Below are 23,234 nucleotides of genomic sequence, written 5' to 3'. Positions count from 1 at the left end.
TGACGTTCGTCCGCAAGGCGCTGGAGACCGGGCCGGGGGGCGCGTGGGCGCCTTCAAGCACTGACGTCAGGGGTGACCGGGGCGGGGGCGGAAGGCGGGGTCCGGCGCGGGGGTGCCGTGCGCGTCGCCCGTCGGCGGGCGGCCTGTCCGGCACGGCGCCCCAGCACGTATTCGGCCGCGATCAGCTGGAGGACCAGGGCCGTCCAGGCCGTGGCGCCGGCGATGTCGTGTCCGGCGGCCAGGGCGTCGCCGGCGTAGGAGACGGGGTCGGTGAGCTGGGCGGCCACGAGGTGCTCGAACAGCGGCTGGATCAGGCGGGAGGTGATGGCGACGAGGGTGAGGGCGTAGTTGCGGATCATCCACACCCGGTGGTCGGCGTAGCGGCGCTGCCGGGCGGCGCGGTAGCCGGCGATGCCGGTGAACAGCCAGAGGGCGTCGAGCACCGCCAGGGCCGCCTGGTTGCTGAGGCCCAGAGGGGTGAGGCCGATGACGGGGATGCCTACCAGGGCCGAGGGGAAGACCCCGGCGAAGAAGTAGGCGCGGCCCGTCCAGCGGTGTGCGGCCGGACTCCGGCGGCGCAGCCAGGGCCAGGACTGGGCGAGGCCGGTGAGCACGGCGACGGTGGCGGTGGCGATGTGCGCCACCAGCAGGGCGTAGTGGAGCTCGCCGCGGAGCGGGACCCGGCTGGTGTGCAGGTCGGGCGGGACGTAGGCGGTCAGCGCCCGCGCGGTGACGAGGACGGTCACGACGGCGAGCGGGAGCAGCCAGGCGGCGGTCCCGAGGCGGCCGCGAAGGCGTCGCCGGGCGGCGGAGGGGGGTCTGGTGGCGGGGCGGGCGTCGGCTTCCGTAGTGGTGGGCCGGTCCCCGTCGGCGGTGGCTCGGGCGGGGGGTTCTCCGTGTCCGGTGGCGGTCATGGGTCCACTGTCGCGAGCGGAACGCCCCGGGACACGGGGCCCGGACACCCGGTGGGGGTGTACCCAGACCCCGTATTCGGGGCGATCGTACGGCGGGCGGACCTTCCCGCCGGGTGGCTCAACCGGTGCGGTGGACCTTGGAGTTGGAGGCCTGGGCGCGGGGGCGGACCACCAGGAGGTCGACGTTGACGTGGGAGGGGCGGGTGATCGCCCAGGCGATGGTGTCGGCGACGTCCTCCGCGCTGAGCGGCTGGTCGACGCCCGCGTAGACCTTGGCGGCCTTGTCGGTGTCGCCACGGAAGCGGGTGGTGGCGAACTCGTCGGTCTTGACCATGCCCGGGGCCACCTCGATGACGCGCACGGGCTCGCCGCACAGCTCCAGGCGGAGGGTCTCGGCGATGACATGCGCGCCGTGCTTGGCGGCGACATAGCCGCCGCCGCCCTCATACGTGCCGTGGCCCGCGGTGGAGGAGAGCACGACGACGGTGCCGTCGCCGGAGGCGGTGAGCGCGGGCAGCAGCGCCTGGGTCATATGGAGCACGCCCAGCACATTGACCTCGTACATGGTCCGCCAGTCGGCGGGGTCACCGGTGGCCACCGGCTCCGCGCCGAGGGCACCGCCGGCGTTGTTGACCAGGACGTCGACGGAGGGGTGGCGGCCGAGGTCGGCGGCGAAGGCGTCGACGGCGGCGCGGTCGGTGACATCGAGGGCATAGGCCTCGGCGTTCGGCAGCTCGGCGGCGAGCGCTTCGATGCGGTCCTTGCGGCGGGCGGTGAGCACCACGTGGTAGCCGGCCGCGGCCAGCGCTCGCGCGGTGGCGGCGCCGATGCCGCTGCTCGCTCCGGTGACGACGGCGGTACGGGCCTCGGCGGTCATGCACTCTCCTCGGGCGATGGGGCCCCTGCTCCTCATGAGCCGGGTGAGATGGTCCGCGGCCAGCATATGCAGGCTGGTCAACGGCCCCTGGGGGCGTACATGATCACTGCCATACCGGCCAGACAGACCAGCGCGCCGATCACGTCCCAGCGGTCGGGGCGGTAGCCGTCGGCGACCATGCCCCAGGCCAGCGATCCGGCGACGAAGAGACCGCCGTACGCGGCCAGGATCCGGCCGAATTCGGCGTCCGGCTGGAGCGTGGCGACAAAGCCGTACACCCCGAGCGCGAGCACTCCGGCGCCGATCCAGGCCCAGCCCCGGTGCTCCCGGACGCCCTGCCAGACCAGCCAGGCGCCGCCGATCTCGAAAAGGGCGGCGACGACGAACAGGGCGGCGGAGCGGGCGATGAGCATGGGGAAAGCGTACGGAGGGGAAGCCCGGCTCCGGTGGGGAGGAGGTGGCGCGGGGCGCGGGGGGACTGTCAGTGGGGTGTGGCAGCTTCGGAGGCATGCTGATCGAACGGGCTTACGTGGACGTGCCGGAGGGGACGGGGACGGCGGAGGACGGCTGGCCCTGGACGGTGCCATGTGTGCGCCAGCTGGCCGAAGAGGGGCTGGCCTTCCGCGCCCCGGTCACCTTCCTGGTGGGGGAGAACGGTTCGGGCAAATCCACCCTGGCCGAGGCGCTGGCGGAGGGTTTCGGGCTGGATTCCTACGGAGGTTCGGCCGGATACAAGTACGCCAGCTCTCGGGAGGCATCGCTGCTCGGCGGACTGATGCGGTTCGATCCGACGCGTGAGGGGCGGGGGATGGTCCGCGGGCCGCGGGTCCGCCGGCGGGGGTTCTTCCTCCGGGCCGAGACAGCGATGGAGGCGCTGAACCGGGAGCGGGATGCGCTGAAGCTGTCGCGGTCCCCGGACGACATGAGCCATGGGGAGGGCTTTCTGATGGCCTTCCGGGAACGGTTCGCGCAGCGCGGCCTGTATGTGATGGACGAGCCGGAGGCGGCCCTGTCCTTCTCCTCCTGCCTTGAACTGGTGGGGCTGATGGACGAGTTGGGGAGCGGCGGTGCACAGATCATCTGCGCCACCCACTCCCCGCTGCTGACCGCGCTGCCCGGCGCCGAGATCGTGGAGGTCGGCGAGCACGGGATGCGTCGCGTGGAGTGGGCGGAGCTGGGGCTGGTCGACCACTGGCGGCGCTATCTCACCGACCCGCGGGCGTATCTGCGGCATGTGCTGGAGCGGTGAGGGCCCTGGCTATGGAGGCGCCGTCCTCGGTGCCGGTCCAGTGAGCGACGGCGCCCCGTAGGGCCGCGGTGCGTGCGGCGGGGGCGGTGGCGTCGGTGGCCCAGGCGATATAGCCGTCGGGGCGTACGAGCAGGGCCGTGCGGCGCTCGCTCCGCCAGGAGGCGGTCACCACACGGTCATCGGCGGGCCGGGGCGAGTCCCCGCCGCTCGCCGGGGCCTGGGGCACGCCGGGCTCACCGGTGGGGGTCACGCCGGGCTCACCGGCAGGGGCGATGAGGACGAACCGGCCCTGGCGGAGGAGCTCATAGAGGCGGCTGCCGCCCGCCAGCCGGAAGTCGGGGGCGCGGTGGCCCGCGAGAGGGTGGGCGCCGGGCCCGGCCGGATAGGCGATGCCGAGGCCGGAGATGGTGCGCACCGCCCGGCGGGACAGCGGCCGCACCCGGTTGACGAGCTGGGCGGCGAGCGCGCGGACGGCGCGCCCGGGGCCGGTGGGCAGCAGGGCGATCCGGATGAGGGCGCCGCTGCTGCGCAGCGCTTGCTTGCCCACCGGATGGCGCTCGGTCTGATAGCTGTCCAGCAGGCCGTCGGGGGCCCGGCCCCGCAGCACCGCGGCCAGCTTCCAGCTGAGGTTGGCGGCGTCCTGGAGGCCGGTGTTCATCCCCAGGGCGCCGGCGGGGGAGTGCACATGCGCGGCGTCGCCGGCGAGGAAGACACGGCCGACGCGGTAGGAGGGGACCTGGCGCTCGTCGCTGTGGAAGCGGGAGACCCAGCGGGCGTCATGCATGCCGTAATCGCTGCCGAGGGCGAGCCGGGTCAGCTCGCGGACCTCGTCGAGATCGGCGGGCGCGTCATCGGCGGCCTGGCGGCGGCGGTTCCAGCCGATGACGCGGTACCACCCGCCGCCGAACGAGGCGATCAGCGCGAACGCCTCGCCGGTGGCATTGAAGGTGAGGGGGGAGTCGGGCTCCTGGGCCAGCCGGACATCGGCGAGCACCAGCGAGCGGATCACGGACTTGCCGGGGAAGGGCAGGCCGACGGCCTCCCGGATGGTGCTGCGGACGCCGTCGGTGCCGACCACATAGGCGGCGCGCACGGAGCCGAGGCCCTCGGCGGTCCGGAAGCGCACCGTCACACCCTCGGTGTCCTGGTCGAGGCCGAGCACCTCGGAGTCATGGCGGAAGGTGACACCGGCCCGGCGGGCCCGGCGCTCCAGGACCCGCTCGACCTCGAACTGCGGCGTGACCAGCACGAAGGGGAAGCGGGAGCGGAGCTGGGTCGGGTCGATGGTGGCCCGGCCGAAGAGGCGGAGGCCGGTGAGCGGATGGCCGCCGGCGATCAGCTCGTCGGCGAGGCCGCGGGCATCGAGCTGCTCCAGGGTGCGGGCGTGCACGACGAGGGCGCGGGTGAGGTTGCTGATCTCGGCGGTGCGGCGCTCCAGGAGCGTGACCCCCTGCCCCGCCTCGGCGAGGTCTCCGGCGAGCAGCAGGCCGGTCGGCCCGGCGCCCACGACGATGACGTCCGTGTCGCGCGCCCCGCGGGGGTCGGCCCCCGTGCCGTCGCTCCGGTCGGTCCTGCGGTTCATGGCGTGCATGGCTTCCGCCTCCCGTGGCTGTGCCAACGCATGTTGGTCAACGCTTGTTGGCAAGCGTAGGACTCCCGGACCTGGCGTGTCAACAGGTGTTGGCCTACTGTTGTTGGCATGGCCGAACACGCCCCCTCCATGGACGCCGCGCCGGGTGCCGCCCCCACCACGGCACCCGTCGCGCCGTCCGACGCCCCCGCGGACACCGCCGAGCCCGCCACCGCCCCCGCCACCGACGGCCTCGCGCCGGACGAAGCCGCCGACGCCGCCCGCCCCCGCCGCTCCGACGCCACCCGGGCCGCGATCCTCGCCGCCGCCCGGGACCGCTTCGCCGCGGACGGCTACGAGCGCGCCACCATCCGCGCCATCGCCAGGGACGCGGCGATCGACCCGTCGATGGTGATGCGCTATTACGGCAACAAGGCCGGCCTCTTCGCAGCCGCCTCCGAGATCGAGGTGCACGCCCCGGACCTCTCCCACCACTCGCGCGACGAGGCCGGCGCCCGGCTCGTGCGCCATTTCGTGGAGCGCTGGGAGTGCGACGAGACGCTGACGGCGATGATGCGGGTCGGCGTCACCAACGAGGCGGGCGCGGAGCGGATGCGGGGCGTGTTCGCCGAGCAGATCAAGCCGGTCCTCGCCGCGGTCTGCCCGGTGCCCGAGGAGGCGCCCACCCGCGCCGCGCTGATCGCCTCCCAGATACTCGGCATGGCGCTGTGCCGCTATGTGCTGCATATTCCGCCGGCCGTCGACCTCGGCCGCGACGAGCTCATCGCCTGGCTGGCGCCCACCGTCCAGCGCTATCTGACGGCCGAACACCCCTGAGCTCCACCCGCACCGGGCCGCCTCCGGGGGCCGCTCACCGCACGTAGGCGGTCGGCGGGACCCCGACGGTGGCGGTGACATCGCGGACCAGATGTGCCTGGTCGCTGTAGCCCAGCTCGGCGGCGAGCGCGGCCCAGTCCACCGCCGCCTCGGAGGCGGCGCGCTCCAGGGCCTCGTGCACCCGGTAGCGCAGCAGCACCCACTTGGGGCTGACCCCCACATACCCGGCGAACAGCCGTTGGAGAGCCCGTACGGACAGGCCCTCGGCCCGCGCGAAGTCCGCGACCCGGCGGATCGTACGGTCCGTGCGGATCCGGTCGGCCAGCCCCATGGCGAGCTCGGCCTGCGCGAGAACCCGCGGCCCGGCCCGCAGCAGCGGGGTAAGAAAGGCGTCGAGCGCGGCGACCCGGGCGTCCTCATCGGCCGGCTCCAGTACGGCGGCCGCGGCATCGGTGGGCCCGAAGGCGGCGGCCAGCGGAAGCCGGCGGTCCGTCCAGTCCGTGGCCGGCCGTTCCGGAGTGAACGGACGGAACCCGCCGGGCCGGAACTGTACCCCGCACACCCGCCCGCGCCCCGCCAGCTTCTGCGCGAACAGCTCCAGCCCGACGCCCGCGACCTCGCCGAACCCGGGGCGGTCGGCGTACCGCTGGAAGACCAGGTTCACGCACGGATGCGGGACGACATGCGTGGCGTACGGCTCGGACAGGTCCCAGTCGATCAGCCAGTAGTGCTCGACATACGGGCGCAGCGGTTCGGCGGGGGCGCGGCGGCGGAAGCGCACCCGCGTGAAGAGCCCGGGTGCGTCCACGATGCCCCGGGTATCGCGCCGTGGAGCGGCCATGCCTCGGATCCTAGGACGGACGCGGCCCTCGTGAGCCGGCCTGTCGCGTTTTTTCAAGCCGCCGTCGGCAGCGGCCCGTAGCGTCCTCGGCATGAACGACACACACGACATTCCGGATGAAACGCACCACGGCGCACCGGCACACACGGACCGAACGGCCGACGCGCCCCACCCGGCCCAGGCACCCCACCCGGCCGACGCACCCCCACCCATCAGCGCTCTCCTCGACGCCGCGGCCCAGGCGGCGCTCCCGGTACTCCGCGCGGTACGCGACGACCAGCTGAGGCGGCCCACACCCTGCTCCGAGTACGACGTACGCGCACTGCTCAACCACCTCTTCCAGGTCGTCGTCGCCTTTCAGACACTGGCCGCCAAGAAGGACGTGGACTTCAGCCACACCCCTGACCGGCTCGGTGAATACGGGGCGCAGTGGCCCGACCGGTTCGCGGACGAGACCGTGCGGCTGGTCGAGGCGTGGGCGGCGCCGGGCGCGGAGGACGGGCTGACCGGCGGGATGCAGCTGCCCGCCCGGACCGTCGGCGCCATGGTGCTGCTGGACCTGACCGTGCACGCCTGGGACGTGGCCCGGGCGATCGGTCGGCCGTACGCGCCCGCCGCGGGCTGTGTGACCGAGCTGCGGGCGCTGGCCGCCCGGATGGCTCCGACGGCCCGCACGATGAACGTCTTCGCCGACCCGGTCCCCGTACCTCCCGGCGCCTGCGACCTGGACGTGCTGCTGGCAGAAACGGGCCGCGACCCGCACTGGACGGCCGGCTGACGGGGCGTCGGCCGGGGGCGCCGGACATGGCCCGATTGCGCCTGCGCCCAGCGGACTTCGTGCCTAGGGTGGAGCGACCGGCAGTCGCGGACGAGGCGGAGGCAGCCCGCAGATGGATGAGCACCGCACCCCCCGCGACCCCCTTCCCCAGGCACTGATCGACTTCTACGGGCTGACGCCGCTGCCCCGTGAAGGCGGGCGCTACCGGAGTACGTGGGCGGGCCCCGAGCGCCCCGACGGACGGCCCGAGGGAACCGCGATCGTGATGCTGCTGACCGCCGAGCCGGGCGACTTCTCCGCCCTGCACCGGCTGCCGTCCGACGAGATCTGGCACTTCTACCGGGGCGACCCGCTCACCCTGTTCCTCCTCCAGGAGGACCACGGCGGGGGCACGGCCCGTACGGTCGCGCTCGGGCCGGACGTCCTGGGCGGGCAGCACGTCCAGTTCACGGTGCCCGCCGGCACGTGGATGGCTGCCGAGGTCGCCGACGGCGGCGCCTGGACGCTCTTCGGCTGCACGATGGCGCCCGGTTTCACCTTCGAGGACTACGAGCACGGGGACGCCGCCGTACTGGCCGCGCGCTTCCCCGGGGAGGCGGCGCGGATCACCGCGCTGAGCCGGCCATGACCGCCACCCCGTCCGACCCCACCCGTCGCCCCGCTCCCACCGGTCTCCCCGACCTCCGGGGCCAGGTCGCCCTCGTCACCGGCGCCGCCGGCGTCCTCGGCCGCGGCATCGCGCTGCGGTTCGCCGCCGCCGGAGCCGCCGTTGTGGCGCACTACCGTACGGGCGCCGAGGCGGCGCGGGAGCTGGTCGCGGAGATCGCGGCGGACGGCGGGAGCGCGCTGGCCCTGCGCGCCGATCTGTCCGTCGAGGAGGAGTGCCACCGACTGGTGGCGGAGGCGGCCGGCTGGCGCGGCCGGCTGACCGCGCTGGTCAACAACGCGGGGGTGCAGCCGACCCAGGAGCTGGCGGCGATGTCGCTCGCCGACTGGCGGGCGGTGACCGACCCGAATGTGCACAGCGTCTTCGCCTGCACCCAGGCCGCGGCGGCCGTCATGCGCGCGGCCGGCGGCGGCTCGGTGACCCATATCGCCTCGATCGAGGCGGACCGCCCGGCGCCGCGGCATGCCCACTACTGCGCGTCGAAGGCGGCGGTGGTGATGCACGCCCGCGCGGCGGCGCTCGAATACGGGCCGGACGGCATCCGCGTCAACAGCGTCTCGCCGGGCCTGATCGGCCGGCCCGGCCTGGCCGAGGACTGGCCGGAGGGGGTGCGCCGCTGGCAAGCGGCGGCCCCCGCCGGGAGGTTGGGCACCCCGCAGGACGTGGGCGACGCCTGTGTCTTCCTCGCCTCGCCGATGGCGTCCTGGATCACCGGTCACGACCTGGTCGTGGACGGCGGTGTCTCGGCCCGCCCGACGTGGTGACCGCCGGGGCCCGGCGCCGCCCGCGCTGAACCGTTACGGCCAGACCAGGCAGTACGCCTGGTGCCCCGCCTCGTGCAGCCGGTGGCTGAAGTCCTGCCACTCGTGCAGGAGCTGGTAGACGGTGAAGGCGTCCCGCGGGCCGCCCCGGTCGGGGACGGTGGACCAGATGAAGGCCGCCGCGCCGACCGACTCCTCGCCGACCCCGCGCAGCGGGTCGACCACGGTCATCGGCAGCTTGACGACGGCGTAGTCGGGGTGCAGAACGACGAGTTCGAGCGGCGGAACCTTATGGAGCGGTATGCCCTCTATACCGGTGAGGACCATGGCGGCCATCGTCTCCGGCTTGATCTTGCTGAACATGCCGCCCATGCCGAGCTCGTCACCGCCGAGCTCCTCGGGACGCATGGAGACCGGGACCCGGGCCGCGGTGGCGCCGTTGGGCGCACCGAAGTACCTGTACGTCACCCCCATGCGGCCGCCTCTGATTTCCCCGCCTGTGGTCCTGTCGCCCGTGGTCTCCTCGCGCGTGGTCCGGTCGCCCGTCGATTCCTCGCGCCGGTGACGGCCGCGCTGGGCGCGGTCGGGACCCCGGTCATTGGTTCCCTCGCCCAGTTCGCCACCGCGATGCATATCTCCACCCGACCACTCGCAGCCCCAGCCGCGCAACCCGATCATCGTCTCAGAGACCTCCCCCGTCACCGGCGTGTGAAACGCCCGGCCGCACGCCCCCGTGCGCCTCTGAGACCATTGCTTGCGTGACTTACTCGTACGTCTCCACAGTTTCGCAGACGAGTGGGGGCTGACGCCCGGTCGAAAGCGAGAGGAATCAAAAAAGGATCGAGATTGAACCGAGCGGCGCCTGACGGCGTACCGCGAGGGGATTCCCGCACCGTTGTCAGCCGGGCCGTGCCCACGAGTCGCCGCCCTCCCTCCGTTTATGCAGGTCAGGATCGCCGTGTCTTTTCCGTATGAAGCCCCCGTTTCGCAGTCGCTCTTCGATCGCGCCTCCGCCGTGACGCCGGGCGGCGTCAACTCTCCGGTGCGGGCGTTCCGCGCCGTGGGCGGTACGCCCCGTTTCATGGTGTCCGGTACCGGTCCGTACCTCACCGACGCCGACGGCCGTGAGTATGTCGACCTCGTGTGCTCGTGGGGCCCGATGATTCTGGGCCACGCGCACCCCGAGGTGATCGCCGCCGTCCAGGAGGCCGTCGCCCGCGGTACGTCCTTCGGTACGCCCGGCGCGGGCGAGGTCGAGCTGGCCGAGGAGATCGTGGCCCGGATCGAGCCGGTCGAGCAGGTGCGGCTGGTCTCCAGCGGCACCGAGGCGACGATGTCGGCGATCCGGCTGGCGCGTGGGTTCACCGGCCGGCCGAAGGTGATCAAGTTCGCGGGCTGCTACCACGGGCACGTGGACGCCCTGCTGGCCGCTGCCGGATCCGGCGTGGCGACCCTCGGGCTGCCCGACACGCCGGGCGTGACGGGGGCGCAGGCCGGCGACACGATCGTGCTGCCGTACAACGACATCGAGGCGGTGCGGGCCGCTTTCGCCGCGCACCCGGGCGAGATCGCCTGTGTGATCACGGAGGCGGCGCCGGGCAACATGGGCGTGGTGCCGCCGCTGCCGGGCTTCAACCAGGGCCTGAAGGATCTGTGCACCGCCGACGGTGCGCTCTACATCTCCGACGAGGTGATGACCGGCTTCCGCGTCAGCAAGGCCGGCTGGTACGGCATTGACGGGGTTCGTCCGGATCTGATGACCTTCGGGAAGGTCATGGGCGGCGGCTTCCCGGCGGCGGCCTTCGGCGGCCGTGCGGACGTCATGGCGCATCTCGCCCCGGCCGGCCCGGTCTACCAGGCGGGCACCCTGTCCGGGAACCCGATCGCCACCGCCGCCGGTGTCGCGCAGCTGAGGCTGCTGGACGACGCCGCGTACGAGAAGGTCGATGCGGTCTCGGCGGAGGTGCGGAGCCTGGTCACCGCCGCGCTGGCCAAGGAGGGCGTGGCGCACCGGGTCCAGGCCGCGGGGAACATGTTCACGGTCTTCTTCACGGACGCCGAGGTGACCGACTACGAGGCGGCCAAGGCGCAGGAGTCGTTCCGCTTCACCGCCTTCTTCCACTCGATGCTGGAGCAGGGCGTCTACCTCCCGCCGTCCGCCTTCGAGTCGTGGTTCGTCTCGACCGCGCACGACACGGCGGCCGTCGAGCGGATCGCCGCCGCCCTCCCGGCCGCTGCCCGCGCCGCGGCCGGGGCGACGGCCTGACGGCTCCGGCGCACGGGCCGGCACCGCTTGAGACCACTGAATGAATGGGTGACATGAGCAGCGAAGAGATCACCGTCGTGCATCTGATGCGGCATGGCGAGGTGCACAACCCCGACGGCGTGCTCTACGGGCGCCGCCCCGGCTATCACCTCTCCGACCTGGGGCGGAAGATGGCCGACCGGGTGGCGGAGCATCTCGCGGAGCGGGACATCACCCATGTCGTCGCCTCGCCGCTGGAGCGTGCGCAGGAGACCGCGGTGCCGATCGCCGGTGTGCGGGGTCTGGATCTGGCCACCGACGAGCGGCTGATCGAGGCCGCCAATGTCTTCGAGGGGAAGACCTTCGGGGTCGGCGACGGTGCGCTGAAGAAGCCGGGGAACTGGAAGTACCTGACGAACCCGTTCCGGCCGTCGTGGGGCGAGCCGTACATCGAGCAGGTCGTACGGATGATGGCGGCGCTGGGCGCGGCGCGCGACGCCGCGCGGGGTCACGAGGCGGTGGCGGTCAGCCATCAGCTGCCGATCTGGATCGTGCGCAGCTTCGCGGAGCGGCGGCGGCTGTGGCACGACCCGCGGAAGCGGCAGTGCACGCTGGCCTCGCTGACGTCGTTCACCTTCCACGGCGACAAGATCGTTTCGGTGGGGTACAGCGAACCGGCGCGCGACCTGGTTCCCTCCCATCTTCTGGCGGGCGCCAAACCCGCCAAGGGAAAGAGCAAGGCCTTCGGGGCCTGACGGCGCATCACGTGGCGCAACGTCAAAAGCGCGCACCATCACATATCTGAGCGACCGACCCGGAATCCCCGCCGCTCAACATGCCCTCCCCTCAGTTGTCCGTTTATATGGATATTGAGTTCGGCGAGCATGAGGGGACGAGGGTATGCGCGCGATCAGTCGGCGAAACCTGCTGAGTATGGGAGTTGGGGCGGCCGTGGCGCCGGTCGTCGACGGCTGCTCCTCGCCGAACCCGGACGCGGGAGCCGACAAGCAGCGCGTAAAGAACGTCCAGGCCCGCCCCAAGCTCATCGGTGATGGTTCGACAGCGCATTCCGGAGCCCAGCCCCATCAGCCGAAATCCCCCGAACGGCTGGAGCCCGGTCAGACCCCGCCGCAGTTCGTGGTCTTCTCCTGGGACGGTGCGGGAGAGGTCGGAAACGGCCTCTTTCCCCGCTTTCTCCAACTCGCCCGGGACCACGGCGCGGCCATGACCTTCTTCCTCTCCGGGGTCTACCTCCTCCCCGAATCCCAAAAGCACCTCTACGAGCCGCCGAACAACCCGCAGGGCGCCTCCGACATCGGCTACCTCAGCGACGACCACATCAAGGAGACCCTCAGGTACCTACGGGAGGCCTGGCTGGACGGCCACGAGATCGGCACCCACTTCAACGGGCACTTCTGCTCCGGCCGGGGCGCCGTCCGGCACTGGAGCCCACAGGAGTGGCAATCCGAGATCGACCAGGTGATGGACTTCGTCACCAAGTGGCGCACCCACACCGGATTCACCGATCTGGAGCCACTGCCCTTCGATTACCGGCAGGAATTGGTCGGCAGCCGTACGCCCTGTCTCCTCGGGCAGCGAAACCTGCTGCCCACCGCCCGGGAACTCGGCTGGCGCTATGACGCCAGTTCACCCGGAGGAGTGCAGATGTGGCCGAAGAAGAAAATGGGGCTCTGGAACTTCCCGCTCCAGCAGATCCCCTTCCCGGGCCACTCTTTCGAGGTCCTCTCGATGGACTACAACATCCTCGCCAATCAGTCGAAGAACTCCACGAAGGCCCCGCCGGTCAACTACCCGGGCTGGCGGCAGCAGGCCACCGACGCCTATATCTCCGGATTCCGCCGGGCGTACGAAACCAACCGTGCGCCCTTCTTCGTCGGAAATCACTTCGAGCAGTGGAACGGCGGCATCTATATGGACGCCGTCGAGGATGCGATCAAGCACATCGCCAATGAGCAGAACCGGGATGTGCATCTGGTGTCGTTCCGGCAGTTCGCCGACTGGATCGACGCCCAGGACCCGGAGGTGCTGCGCAAGCTCCAGCGGATCCCCGTCGGACAGCGGCCCGCCGGTGGCTGGAAGTCGTACCTGACAGCGGCCTGACAAGCCGCTTCGTCGGGGGACGCGGCCGGCGAGGGGGGCGTGGAAGATCCGGAATGGGCCCATGCGAAACTTTTCACATGAGTGCCTGCCGCGCCCCACGCCGCCTCACGAGCCGCCGTCGCGTCGCCCTGCTCGCCGCGGGGACGGCGGTCGCCGCGCTGACGCTGAGCGCCTGCGGAGACGGCGCCTCCGGCGGTTCCGCCCAGACCCGCTTCGTCCAGGGAAAGAACGGCGTCGACACCGTCAAGAAGGATCAGCGGCAGCCGGCGCCCGAGCTCTCCGGTGAGTCCACCACCGGCAAGAAGCTGGACGTCGCCGACTACAAGGGCAAGGTCGTCATCCTCAACGTCTGGGGATCATGGTGCGGCCCCTGCATCGCCGAGGCGCCGAACTTCTCCAAGGTCGCGAACGAGACCAAGGACAAGGGCGTCCAGTTCCTCGGGATCAACACCCGCGACTCCGAGAAGTCGCAGGCCACCAGCTTCGAGGAAGAGCACAAGGTGCCCTACCCGAGCCTGTTCGACCCGACCGGCCGGCTGATGTTGCGCTTCCCCAAGGGCAGCCTCAACCCGCAGTCCATCCCCTCCACGATCGCCATCGACCGGCACGGCAAGATCGCCGCGCGCTCGATCGGCCCGCTCGCGGAGGACGATCTGCGCAAGATGGTCGAACCGCTGATCGCCGAGAAGTGATCACGTGACCCTGCTCGCCGCCGCCGCGGAGAACCAGACCGTCCTCAACGGCACCCTGCTCGCCGCCGCCCCCATCGCGCTGCTCGCCGGGCTCGTCTCGTTCTTCTCGCCCTGCGTCCTGCCGCTGGTCCCGGGCTATATGTCGTACGTCACCGGCGTCACCGGCACCGACCTCGGCGAGGCCAAGCGCGGCCGGATGCTGGCCGGCGCCGGCCTCTTCGTGCTCGGCTTCACTGCCGTCTTCGTCTCCGGCGGCGCGCTCTTCGGCTTCGTCGGCCGGGACCTCCAGGAGTACAAGGACGTCATCTCGCGCGTCCTCGGCGTGCTGATGATCCTGCTCGGGCTGGCCTTCGCCGGCGTCCTCAAGAACTTCGGGCAGCGCGAATTCCGCTTCCACAAGAAGCCCGCCATGGGCCTGGCCGGCGCGCCGGTGCTCGGGGTGCTCTTCGGCGTCGGCTGGACGCCCTGCCTGAGCCCCACCTTCGCCGCCGTCAGCACGCTCACGTTCTACGATGCCAGCGCCGTCCGCGGCGCCCTGCTCACCGTGGCGTACTGCCTGGGCCTGGGCCTGCCGTTCATCGCCGTCGCGCTGGCCTTCCGCCGGGTGCTCGGCGCCTTCGGCTGGGTCAAGCGGCACTACGTCGGGGTCATGCGGCTCGGCGGCGGCATGATGATCGCGCTCGGCATCCTCCTCGTCACCGGCGTCTGGGACAGTCTGATGTCCGAGGTGCAGGCCTGGACGCAAAGCTCCACCGTTGGGATCTGATTGATGTCCACCAAGACCGGCACCCCCCACGACCCGGGCCCCGCGGCCGACGGGGGCAGCGATCTCGGCGCGGCCGGGTCCCAGCTCTCGACCGCGCCCACCGAGGACGTCACCTTCCCCTCGCTCGGCCCCCTGGGCTGGGCGCGCTGGTTCTGGCGGCAGCTGACCTCGATGCGGATCGCGCTGCTGCTGCTCTTCCTGCTGTCGATCGGCGCCATCCCCGGCTCGCTGATCCCGCAGACCAGCATCGACCCGGTCAAGGTCGACCAGTTCAAGGCCGAGCACGGCACCCTCGCCGACATCTACGACAAGCTCGGGATGTTCCACGTCTACAGCTCGGTGTGGTTCTCGGCGATCTACCTGCTGCTGTTCATCTCGCTGATCGGCTGCATCGTGCCGCGCAGCTGGCAGTTCGTCGGACAGCTCCGCGGCCGCCCGCCGGGCGCCCCGCGCCGGCTGACCCGGCTGCCCGCCCACACCACCTGGCGCACCGACGCGGCGCCCGAGGAGGTCCTCGGGGCGGCGCAGCGGCTGCTGAAGAAGCGGCGGTTCCGCGCCCACCGGGACGGCACCGCGGTCGCCGCCGAGAAGGGCTATCTGCGGGAGGTCGGCAACCTCGTCTTCCACCTCGCGCTGATCGTGATGCTGGTGGCGTTCGCCGTCGGCAGCCTGTGGAAGTCCGAGGGCGGCAAGCTGATCACCGAGGGCGACGGCTTCGCCAACAGCCTCACCCAGTACGACGACTTCAAGTCCGGTGCCTTCTTCGACACCGACACCCTGGAGCCGTTCGGCTTCACCCTCAACAAGTTCGAGGCGACCTACGAGCGGACCGGCCCGCAGAAGGGCACCCCGCGGGTCTTCCGCGCCCACATCACGTACTTCTCCGGCGCGGACGGCAAGGAGCACAAGACCGCGATCGAGGTGAACACCCCCCTCGACATCGCCGGCTCCAAGGTCTACCTGCTCTCGCACGGCTACTCGCCGGAGGTCACGGTCAAGGACGGCCGCGGCAAGGTCGTCTACCAGGGCGCGGTGCCGTTCCTCCCGCAGGACCCCAAGAACTTCACCTCGACCGGTGTCGTCAAGGTCCCCGGAGCGCAGACCAAGGACGGCAAGCGCAATCAGCTCGGCTTCCAGGGCTTCTTCGTGCCGACGTTCGGCGGCAAGGGCTCCGGCTCGATGTTCTCCCAGTTCCCGGCGCTGGACTACCCGGTGCTGACGCTGACCGCCTACCACGGTGACCTGGGCGTCGGCTCCGGGCTGCCGCAGAACGTCTACCAGCTCGACAAGAAGCGCCTCAAGCAATACAAGGACAAGGGCGCCCCGGTCGCCAAGATGATGCTGCCCGGCGAGACGATGAAGCTGCCCAACGGTGACGGCAGTATCAAGTTCACCGGCATCAAGAGCTGGGCCAGCTTCAAGATCAGCCACCAGCCCGGCAACGGACTCGCGCTGACCGGCGCGGCGGCCGCCCTGATCGGCCTGGCCGGCTCGCTGTTCATCCAGCGGCGCCGGGTGTGGGTCCGCGCCGAGCCGGGCGCCGACGGCCGTACCGTCGTCGAGCTGGCCGGCCTCGGCCGCAGCGAGTCCGCCCGGCTGCCGGAGGAGCTCGCCGAGCTCGCGCTGGCACTGGAGCCCGACGCCCCCCTCGCCCCGGCCGACGACACCGGCCCGGCCTCCGACCCGAAGCCCGGACCGGCCGCGGACGCCGGCCCCGGCTCCGAAGACCCCGCGGAGCCCACCGACTCCGCCGGACCTGCTGACCCCTCTGAAGGAGCGCGCGCGTGAACCTCGCTGCCGCAGCCAACGAGACAATGGCGCACAACAGCAACCTGCTGGTCTACTCGGCGATGGCGGTCTACACGCTCGCCTTCCTCGCGCACATGGCCGAGTGGGTGTTCGGCAGCCGCAGCAAGGTCGGCCGCACCGCCGCCGCCCTCACCGTCCAGGCCAAGGCGCCCGCGACCGTGTCCGTCCGGGCCGGGGCGAGTGGCTCCACCGGGACCGCCGTACTGGAGCGCCCCAAGGTCGTCACCCGCTCCGTCGCCGGAAGCCGCGACGTCCCCGACGGGCCGGGCGCCGCGGGCGGCACCGAGAAGGGCGACCTCTACGGGCGGATCGCCATCTCGCTGACCGTGCTGGCCTGGGCGCTGCACGTGGGCGGCGTCATCACCCGCGCCCTGTCCGTGCAGCGTGCCCCCTGGGGCAACATGTACGAGTTCTCCACGACCTTCGCCGCGGTCGCGGTCGGCGTGTACCTGCTGCTGCTCGTGCTCAAGAAGAACGTCCGCTGGATCGGGCTCCCCCTGATCACCACCGTGCTGCTCGACCTCGGTCTGGCCGTCTCGGTGCTCTACACCGCCAGCGACCAGCTCGTGCCCGCGCTGCACTCGTACTGGCTGTGGATCCACGTCAGCTGCGCGATCATCTCCGGTGCGGTGCTCTACCTCGGCGCCGTCTCCACGCTGCTGTTCCTCTTCCGCGACCGCCACGAGGCCAAGCTCGCCGACCCGGCGGGCAAGCAGCCCGGCGCCTTCGCCACCTCCGTGCTGGAGCGGCTGCCCTCGGCCGCCTCGCTCGACAAGTTCGCCTACCGCATCAACGCCACCGTCTTCCCGCTGTGGACGTTCACCATCATCGCGGGCGCCATCTGGGCCGAGGCCGCCTGGGGCCGCTACTGGGGCTGGGACCCCAAGGAGGTCTGGTCCTTCATCACCTGGGTCGCCTACGCCGGCTACCTGCACGCCCGCGCCACCGCCGGCTGGAAGGGCCGCAAGGCCGCCTGGCTCGGCCTGATCGCCTTCGCCTGCTACCTGTTCAACTACTACGGCGTGAACATCTTCGTGACCGGTCTGCACTCGTACGCGGGAGTCTGACCGCAGGAGTCCGCGCGCTCCGCGGCGGTTCGCGCCGTCGCCCCCGGTGCCGTACGGGAAGCCTCGCCCTGAGGCCGCCCGTACGGCACTGCCGTTCCCGGGCGCGCCCGGCCCGCGTCCGCGGCGCCGCCCGCCCCGCAGCGTCTCCGCCCCTCAGCGCCGCCGGCGCCGACCGCGCTCCTGGCGCGGCGGCCGCTGCCCGCCGCCCGGCAGCGTCGGCTTCGGCAGATGGGCCACCTCCCACTGCGCCTCGGCCAGCTGCTCAGCGGTGTCGTCCGGCAGCCGCGGCGGCCGGTGCGCCCGGTGGCGGAAGCCGAACGCGGAGGTCAGATCGCCGAAGGCGGACCGCCGCCAGTCACTGATATTGGGCTCCGCGACCCCCGTCCAGCGCTCCAGAAACTGCAGCACCGACGTATGGTCGAAGGGATCCCCGGCCGCCCAGCCGCCCACCGTCCACGGTGACACGATCAGACACGGCACCCGGAAGCCGGCGCCGATCGGCAGGCCGCGCACGAACTCGTCCGGCGTCCCCGCGGGTGGCACCGGCGGCGGCACATGGTCGAAGAGCCCGTCGTTCTCGTCGTAATTGAGGATGAAGGCGGTCTTCGCCCACACCTTCCGGTTGGCCGCGATCGCCTCGATCTTCTTCGCGACATAGTCGGCGCCGGCCGCCGGCAGATAGTCCGGATGCTCGGACTGATGGCTGGTGGGGATCAGCCAGGACACCGCCGGCAGCCGGTCGGCGCGGGCATCGTCCTCGAAGGTGCCGGCCGGCTGCGCCCGCATCCCCCGCTCGTACAGCGGCTCCCCGGGCTTGGCGTCCCGGAACGTCTGGAACTGCTCCAGGAGGTTGCAGCCGTAGTCGTCCTCCTCCTGGTAGACCTTCCAGCTGATGCCGGCCGCCTCCAGCCGCTCCGCGTAGGTCGTCCAGCGGTACGGCCGCGGCGCGGTGTTGTTCAGCACCGGCCCGCCCCGGGTGCCGCCCGGGTCGAGGGTGCCGGTCATCCAGTAGAGCCGGTTGGGCCAGGTCGGGCCGAAGACCGAGCAGAAGTAGTTGTCGCAGAGCGTGAACGTCTCGGCGAGCGCGAACTGGAACGGGATGTCCTGACGGGTGTGATACCCCATCACATACGGCCCGTTGACGCCGTCGGCCTTGCGGTGCGCGGGCAGCCAGCGGTCCATCTTCCCGCCGTTCCAGGCCTCGTGCTGCACCGACCAGGCATGGCTGGTGGAGGGGATGGCCTGCGCGCTGGAGGTGTGGGTGTTCAGGCGGAACGGCAGCAGATAGCCGTCCGGGTTCTGCGCGTCCGGCTGGTGGAAGACCGACCGGCCGTCCGGCAGCGTCAGCGCGTCCGGGTCGGCGAAGCCACGCACGCCGCGCAGCGTGCCGAAGTAGTGGTCGAACGAGCGGTTCTCCTGCATCAGCAGCACGACGTGCTCGATGTCGTGCAGCGAGCCGTGACGTGCGGGTCCGGCGGCGACGGCCTTCTGGACGCTGGGCGGCAGCAGCGACAGCGCGGCGGCGCCGCCGACCGCGCCGGCCGCGGAGCCGAGGAGTCTGCGTCGGGTCATGTCAGGCATATGAGCCACTCTCCCTGAGTCGCGGGAGCCCTCCGTGGGCCGACTTGACTGTGGCGGCGGCTGAGTTTCCCGGGGAGGGGGAGGCAGCTGAACGGTGCATCAAATGGCTGTGAACGGCGCTCAGTTGGCCGGACCTCGCTACGTCCCGTACGCCACACGAAGCAGCACACGGCGGACCCCGCGGTGGCGGGATTTACGCGTTTGCGCAGCGAGGTCAGGACACGCGGCGCAGGCCCGGAGTTCCCTCGGGTGCCGGGTAGGTACGCTCCCCGGGCAGCAGCGCGGCGGCCGCCGCGGTCTCCCCGGCCCGCACCCGCGCATGGACCTCCCGGGCCAGCGGGGTGACATCCCTGATCGCCACCGTCCACTCATCCGCGTACCGCCGCGACGCCTCCCCCGACAGCCCCAGCTGAAGCGAACGGTACGGCAGCGCCCGCAACGCCAGATCGCGCTCCGGATCCCACTGCACCCGGGCCGGCGCCCCCTTCAACTCCCGCTGCCACGCGGCCCGGTCGGCATGCTCCCCGGCGTCGTAATGCGAAAGACAGGCATTCCGCAACGCCCAGTCGAACCCGTCCCGCTCGATCTCCACCGCGAGCACCGTCTCCTGGTCCGCCTTGGTCCCCCACCCGCAGCGGTACATCATCCACAGGAACGACGGCTTGATCCATGTCATCCGCTCCCGCTTCCAGGCCGCCGGAAACCGCCCGTCCCGCGCAGCCGGAAGGCCGAGCGCGGGGGAGTAGGCCTGGTACACGGTGACGGTCCGCTCCGTATACAGGGCACGGATACGGCGCTGGGGCTCGGCGAGGGGCGCGGGACCGTCCGCGGCGGCGTCCACGGGGGCGCGGGGAGCCGGGACAGGGCAGGCAGGGCCGTCGGGGCCGGCAGAACTGGTGGTCATGCCTGGTCATCCTGACGGAGGGCCGGGCGGCGGGCCAGCGCATTGTGGGGGCGGGGGCCGGGGCCGGAAGGGGGGTGACGCCCCCGCCGCTCACTCGTCCCCGATGTCCTCCCGCCACAGCTCCGGATGGGCCCCGATGAAGTCGCGCATCATCGACGCGCACCCGGGGTCGTCCAGCAGCACGATCCGGACGCCGTGCCGGGCCAGCCAGTCGTGGCCGCCGTGGAAGCTGCGGGCCTCGCCGATGATCACCCGGGAGATGCCGAACTGGCGGACCAGGCCGCTGCAATACCAACAGGGGGAGAGGGTGGTGACCATCGTCGTGCCGCGGTAGCCGCGCCGGCGGCCGGCCGCGCGGAAGGCCGCGGTCTCGGCGTGCAGGGTGGGGTCGCCGTCCTGGACGCGGCGGTTGTGGCCGCGGCCCAGCAGAGTGCCGTCCGGCCCGTAGAGCGCCGCGCCGATCGGGATGCCCCCTTCGGCCAGCCCGGCACGCGCCTCGGCGACCGCCGTCGCCAGCATGGCGCGGGCCTGCTCCTGGAGATGGTCCGGGTGCCCGGTCGGGTCGCTGTGCCCGTCGACGCGGCCGTGCAGCCGGAACTCGTCGCGGTCCTGCCCCCAGTCCTGCGTACGGTCCATGGACTCACCGTACGCCGCGCACCGTGCCTCAGCCCGTGGCCGGCGGGGTGTCCTCCGGGCCGTTCGCCTCGCCCGGCCCGGCCTCCTTGCGGCGCAGCTCCTCCTCGCGGCGGCGCAGATCGGCCTCCCAGTCCTTCAGCAGCGCCTCGTCCTTCTTGTTCTCGCTCTTGAGGGACTGGAGGAACTCGGGGTTGTCGTCCGGCGCGACGAACTTCGTACGGTGGTTGCGGTGCCACTGCGACGGCGTGCTGCCGCCGCCCGCCACCGGCCGCCGCTGCTTGCCCGCCACCAGCCAGGCGACCGGGCCGACCAGTACCTCGCCGAAGAGCAGGATGATCAGGACCCAGACCACCTTGGGCAGGCCGCGCACCTGTGATTCGGGGGTGTTGAGGCAGTCGATGAACGCGTAGATCCACAGCGCCAGCACCAGTAGGAACGGCAGATACCTGAGCATTGCGGAACGGTCCCCCTGCGCGCGACGGCGGGCCCTCGCCGGGGCCCGGTGACCCGTCCAGGGTAGTGCGTACCCGATACTGGAACGCATGGCTTATGACGATCTTCGCTCGTTCCTGCGCGCGCTCGAGCGGGAAGGCGACCTCAAGCGCATCAAGGCCGAGGTCGACCCGTATCTGGAAGTCGGCGAGATCGTGGACCGGGTGCAGAAGTCCGGCGGTCCGGCGCTGCTCTTCGAGAACGTCAAGGGCTCGGCGATGCCGCTCGCCATGAACGTCTACGGCACCGACCGCCGCCTGCTGAAGGCGCTGGACCTCAAGGCGTACGAGGACATCAGCGGCAAGATCGGCGGCCTGCTCAAGCCGGAGCTGCCGCACGGTTTCGTCGGTGTGCGCGAGGCGTTCGGCAAGCTCGCCGGCATGACGCACGTCCCGCCGAAGAAGGTCAAGGAAGCGCCCGTCCAGGAGGTCGTGCTCCGGGGCGACGACGTCGATCTGGACCAGCTCCCGGCGCTGTTCACCTGGCCCGAGGACGGCGGCTCCTTCTTCAACCTCGGGCTGACGCACACCAAGCACCCGGAGACCGGGGTGCGCAACCTGGGCCTCTACCGCCTCCAGCGCCACGACAAGCGCACCATCGGCATGCACTGGCAGATCCACAAGGACAGCCGCAACCACTACCAGGTCGCCGCCCAGCGCGGCGAGAAGCTGCCGGTGGCCATCGCCTTCGGCTGCCCCCCGGCCGTGACGTACGCATCCACCGCCCCGCTGCCCGGCGACATCGACGAGTACCTCTTCGCCGGCTTCCTCCAGGGCAAGCGGATCGAGATGGTCGACTGCAAGACCGTCCCGCTCCAGGTCCCGGCGAACGCCGAGGTCGTCATCGAGGGCTGGCTGGAGCCCGGCGAGATGCTGCCCGAGGGCCCGTTCGGCGACCACACCGGCTTCTACACGCCGCAGGAGCCGTTCCCGGCGCTGACCATCGACTGTGTGACGATGCGTAAGCGGCCGCTGCTCCAGTCGATCGTGGTAGGCCGCCCGCCGACGGAGGACGGGCCGCTGGGCCGGGCGACGGAGCGGTTCTTCCTCCCGCTCCTCAAGATCATCGTCCCGGACATCGTGGACTACCACCTCCCCGAGTCCGGCGGCTTCCACAACTGTGCGATCGTCTCGATCGACAAGAAGTACCCCAAGCACGCACAGAAGGTCATGCACGCCATCTGGGGCGCGCACATGATGTCGCTGACCAAGCTGATCGTGGTCGTGGACGCGGACTGCGATGTGCACAACCTCCACGAGGTGTCGTGGCGGGCGCTCGGCAACACCGACTACGCCCGTGACCTCACCGTCGTCGAAGGTCCCGTCGACCATCTCGACCACGCCTCCTACCAGCAGTTCTGGGGCGGCAAGGCGGGCATCGACGCGACGAAGAAGTGGCCCGAGGAGGGCTATACCAGGGACGGGGGCTGGCCCGAGATGGTCGAATCCGACCCGCGGACGGCGGCGCTGGTCGACCGCCGCTGGAAGGAGTACGGCCTCTCGTGAGCAGCGCATCCGCAGCCGTCCCGCAGCCGGGCCGCACCAAGGCCTTTCTGCGCCTGGTGATGATCGAGCACTCGGTCTTCGCGCTGCCCTTCGCCTACATCGCCTCGCTGACCGCGATGTACGAGGAGGACCGGCACATCCACTGGGGCCGCCTGCTCCTCGTCACCGTCGCCATGGTCGGCCTGCGGACCTTCGCGATGGCCGCGAACCGCATCATCGACCGCGAGATCGACGCCCGTAACCCGCGCACCGCGCAACGGGAACTGGTCACCGGCGCGGTATCGGTGAAGTCCGCCTGGACCGGCGCGCTGATCGCACTCGTCGTCTTCCTGGGCGCCGCCGCCCTGCTGAACCCCCTGTGCCTGGCGCTGGCACCGCTCGCCGTGGTGCCGATGGTGGTCTATCCGTACGGCAAGCGGTTCACCAACTTCCCGCAGGCGATCCTCGGCCTCGCCCAGGCGATGGGCCCGGTCGGCGCCTGGCTCGCGATCACCGGGGCCTGGTCCTGGGAGGCCGCGATCCTCGGCCTCGCGGTCGGCATCTGGATCGGCGGCTTCGACCTGATCTACGCCTGCCAGGACGTGGAGACGGACCGCGAGGTCGGCGTGAAGTCCGTCCCGGCCCGCTTCGGCATCCCGGCCGCGATCTGGGGCGCCCGCGGCTGCCACCTCGTCACGACGGGCCTCTTCGCCTGGTACGTCGTGGCCACCGGCGCGGGGGTGTTCCTCTGGCTCGGCCTGGTGATCGTGGCGGCGGCCTTCCTGTACGAGCACACGATCGTCAAGCCCCATGACCTGACCCGCCTGAACCGGGCGTTCTTCCAGGTCAATGGCTTCATCGGGATCGCGCTGTTCGTCTGTGCGCTGCTGGATCTGGTGGTGCGGGGGCTGACGGCCTGAGGGGTGGCGGCGGCCGAGTGACG

The 23,234-nt window shown here is 71.6% G+C and carries 24 protein-coding genes; 14 read left to right on the top strand and 10 right to left on the bottom strand.

Going from position 1 to position 23,234, the window contains the following annotated elements:
• Window positions 1-53: 53 nt before the first annotated feature.
• The 3 genes from CP981_RS18095 to CP981_RS18085 form a co-directional block, all read right to left on the bottom strand.
• Window positions 54-914 (bottom strand): DUF2306 domain-containing protein, encoded by an 861-nt coding sequence (locus CP981_RS18095; RefSeq protein ID WP_085924355.1) that lies wholly within the window; start codon window positions 912-914, stop codon window positions 54-56.
• A 118-nt stretch (window positions 915-1,032) separates the two neighbouring features.
• Window positions 1,033-1,791, bottom strand: a complete 759-nt coding sequence (locus CP981_RS18090; protein ID WP_085924356.1) for an SDR family oxidoreductase — start codon at window positions 1,789-1,791, stop codon at window positions 1,033-1,035.
• Window positions 1,792-1,868: 77 nt separating this feature from the next.
• Complete coding sequence (locus tag CP981_RS18085; RefSeq protein ID WP_085924357.1) at window positions 1,869-2,204, bottom strand: YnfA family protein; 336 nt, start codon at window positions 2,202-2,204, stop codon at window positions 1,869-1,871.
• 95 nt (window positions 2,205-2,299) lie between these two features.
• Between CP981_RS18085 and CP981_RS18080 the strand changes: the two genes are divergently transcribed.
• The gene (locus CP981_RS18080) at window positions 2,300-3,040 is read left to right on the top strand and encodes an AAA family ATPase (protein ID WP_085924358.1); all 741 of its coding nucleotides are present in this window, start codon (window positions 2,300-2,302) and stop codon (window positions 3,038-3,040) included.
• Here CP981_RS18080 and CP981_RS18075 read toward each other — a convergent pair.
• On the bottom strand, window positions 2,997-4,631 hold the full coding sequence (locus tag CP981_RS18075) for an FAD-dependent monooxygenase (protein WP_085924359.1): 1,635 nt from the start codon (window positions 4,629-4,631) through the stop codon (window positions 2,997-2,999). The two genes, CP981_RS18080 and CP981_RS18075, sit on opposite strands and share 44 nt — an antisense overlap.
• A 108-nt stretch (window positions 4,632-4,739) precedes the next feature.
• On the opposite strand from CP981_RS18075, the gene CP981_RS18070 reads away from it, so the two are divergent.
• Window positions 4,740-5,447, top strand: a complete 708-nt coding sequence (locus CP981_RS18070; protein WP_085924360.1) for a TetR/AcrR family transcriptional regulator — start codon at window positions 4,740-4,742, stop codon at window positions 5,445-5,447.
• 34 nt (window positions 5,448-5,481) lie between these two features.
• On the opposite strand, the gene CP981_RS18065 is transcribed toward CP981_RS18070, so the two are convergent.
• Window positions 5,482-6,288: a helix-turn-helix domain-containing protein gene (locus CP981_RS18065; protein ID WP_085924361.1), complete on the bottom strand. Its 807-nt coding sequence runs from the start codon at window positions 6,286-6,288 to the stop codon at window positions 5,482-5,484.
• A gap of 91 nt (window positions 6,289-6,379) precedes the next feature.
• On the opposite strand from CP981_RS18065, the gene CP981_RS18060 reads away from it, so the two are divergent.
• From CP981_RS18060 to CP981_RS18050, 3 genes are all read left to right on the top strand, one after another.
• Window positions 6,380-7,066: a TIGR03086 family metal-binding protein gene (locus tag CP981_RS18060; RefSeq protein WP_085924362.1), complete on the top strand. Its 687-nt coding sequence runs from the start codon at window positions 6,380-6,382 to the stop codon at window positions 7,064-7,066.
• A gap of 112 nt (window positions 7,067-7,178) precedes the next feature.
• Complete coding sequence (locus tag CP981_RS18055) at window positions 7,179-7,694, top strand: cupin domain-containing protein (protein WP_085924363.1); 516 nt, start codon at window positions 7,179-7,181, stop codon at window positions 7,692-7,694.
• The gene (locus CP981_RS18050; protein ID WP_085924364.1) at window positions 7,691-8,497 is read left to right on the top strand and encodes an SDR family NAD(P)-dependent oxidoreductase; all 807 of its coding nucleotides are present in this window, start codon (window positions 7,691-7,693) and stop codon (window positions 8,495-8,497) included. The genes CP981_RS18055 and CP981_RS18050 overlap by 4 nt, the downstream gene beginning before the upstream one ends.
• A 33-nt stretch (window positions 8,498-8,530) precedes the next feature.
• On the opposite strand, the gene CP981_RS18045 is transcribed toward CP981_RS18050, so the two are convergent.
• Window positions 8,531-9,127 carry a hypothetical protein gene (locus CP981_RS18045; protein WP_018091013.1) on the bottom strand — a complete coding sequence of 199 codons (597 nt, stop codon included), beginning with the start codon at window positions 9,125-9,127 and terminating at the stop codon, window positions 8,531-8,533.
• A 325-nt stretch (window positions 9,128-9,452) separates the two neighbouring features.
• Here CP981_RS18045 and hemL point away from each other — a divergent pair, with 325 nt between their 5' ends.
• From hemL to ccsB, 7 genes are all read left to right on the top strand, one after another.
• Complete coding sequence (gene hemL / locus CP981_RS18040; RefSeq protein ID WP_085924447.1) at window positions 9,453-10,760, top strand: glutamate-1-semialdehyde 2,1-aminomutase; 1,308 nt, start codon at window positions 9,453-9,455, stop codon at window positions 10,758-10,760.
• A 53-nt stretch (window positions 10,761-10,813) separates the two neighbouring features.
• Complete coding sequence (locus CP981_RS18035) at window positions 10,814-11,494, top strand: histidine phosphatase family protein (RefSeq protein ID WP_085924365.1); 681 nt, start codon at window positions 10,814-10,816, stop codon at window positions 11,492-11,494.
• 145 nt (window positions 11,495-11,639) lie between these two features.
• Window positions 11,640-12,860: a polysaccharide deacetylase family protein gene (locus CP981_RS18030; protein ID WP_085924366.1), complete on the top strand. Its 1,221-nt coding sequence runs from the start codon at window positions 11,640-11,642 to the stop codon at window positions 12,858-12,860.
• A gap of 77 nt (window positions 12,861-12,937) precedes the next feature.
• Complete coding sequence (locus CP981_RS18025; RefSeq protein ID WP_085924367.1) at window positions 12,938-13,552, top strand: TlpA family protein disulfide reductase; 615 nt, start codon at window positions 12,938-12,940, stop codon at window positions 13,550-13,552.
• A gap of 4 nt (window positions 13,553-13,556) precedes the next feature.
• Complete coding sequence (locus CP981_RS18020; RefSeq protein WP_085924368.1) at window positions 13,557-14,318, top strand: cytochrome c biogenesis CcdA family protein; 762 nt, start codon at window positions 13,557-13,559, stop codon at window positions 14,316-14,318.
• A gap of 3 nt (window positions 14,319-14,321) precedes the next feature.
• Window positions 14,322-16,106: a cytochrome c biogenesis protein ResB gene (gene resB / locus CP981_RS18015; protein ID WP_085924369.1), complete on the top strand. Its 1,785-nt coding sequence runs from the start codon at window positions 14,322-14,324 to the stop codon at window positions 16,104-16,106.
• Entirely contained in the window at window positions 16,103-17,194 is a 1,092-nt protein-coding gene (ccsB, locus tag CP981_RS18010) for a c-type cytochrome biogenesis protein CcsB (protein ID WP_085924370.1), read from the top strand. Before resB ends, ccsB begins: the two co-directional genes overlap by 4 nt.
• A gap of 153 nt (window positions 17,195-17,347) precedes the next feature.
• On the opposite strand, the gene CP981_RS18005 is transcribed toward ccsB, so the two are convergent.
• The 4 genes from CP981_RS18005 to CP981_RS17990 all read right to left on the bottom strand — a co-directional run bounded on the left by CP981_RS18005 (window position 17,348) and on the right by CP981_RS17990 (window position 20,769).
• Window positions 17,348-18,775, bottom strand: coding sequence for an alkaline phosphatase family protein (locus tag CP981_RS18005; RefSeq protein ID WP_085924371.1), 1,428 nt, complete (start codon window positions 18,773-18,775; stop codon window positions 17,348-17,350).
• A 214-nt stretch (window positions 18,776-18,989) separates the two neighbouring features.
• Window positions 18,990-19,679: a DUF4291 domain-containing protein gene (locus CP981_RS18000; protein WP_085924372.1), complete on the bottom strand. Its 690-nt coding sequence runs from the start codon at window positions 19,677-19,679 to the stop codon at window positions 18,990-18,992.
• Window positions 19,680-19,769: 90 nt separating this feature from the next.
• Window positions 19,770-20,315 (bottom strand): nucleoside deaminase, encoded by a 546-nt coding sequence (locus tag CP981_RS17995; RefSeq protein ID WP_341873681.1) that lies wholly within the window; start codon window positions 20,313-20,315, stop codon window positions 19,770-19,772.
• 28 nt (window positions 20,316-20,343) lie between these two features.
• On the bottom strand, window positions 20,344-20,769 hold the full coding sequence (locus CP981_RS17990) for a PLD nuclease N-terminal domain-containing protein (RefSeq protein WP_085924373.1): 426 nt from the start codon (window positions 20,767-20,769) through the stop codon (window positions 20,344-20,346).
• Window positions 20,770-20,857: 88 nt separating this feature from the next.
• Here CP981_RS17990 and CP981_RS17985 point away from each other — a divergent pair, with 88 nt between their 5' ends.
• Entirely contained in the window at window positions 20,858-22,312 is a 1,455-nt protein-coding gene (locus CP981_RS17985) for a menaquinone biosynthesis decarboxylase (RefSeq protein ID WP_085924374.1), read from the top strand.
• A complete protein-coding gene (gene mqnP, locus CP981_RS17980) occupies window positions 22,309-23,211 on the top strand; it encodes a menaquinone biosynthesis prenyltransferase MqnP (protein ID WP_085924375.1) in 903 nt (300 codons plus the stop codon). The genes CP981_RS17985 and mqnP overlap by 4 nt, the downstream gene beginning before the upstream one ends.
• Window positions 23,212-23,234 lie beyond the last annotated feature (23 nt).

Source organism: Streptomyces platensis, assembly GCF_008704855.1.
In the GTDB taxonomy this organism is placed as follows: Bacteria; Actinomycetota; Actinomycetes; order Streptomycetales; family Streptomycetaceae; genus Streptomyces; species Streptomyces platensis.
Note: the sequence above shows the minus strand (reverse complement) of the source record. Positions and strands in the feature narration are given on the sequence as shown.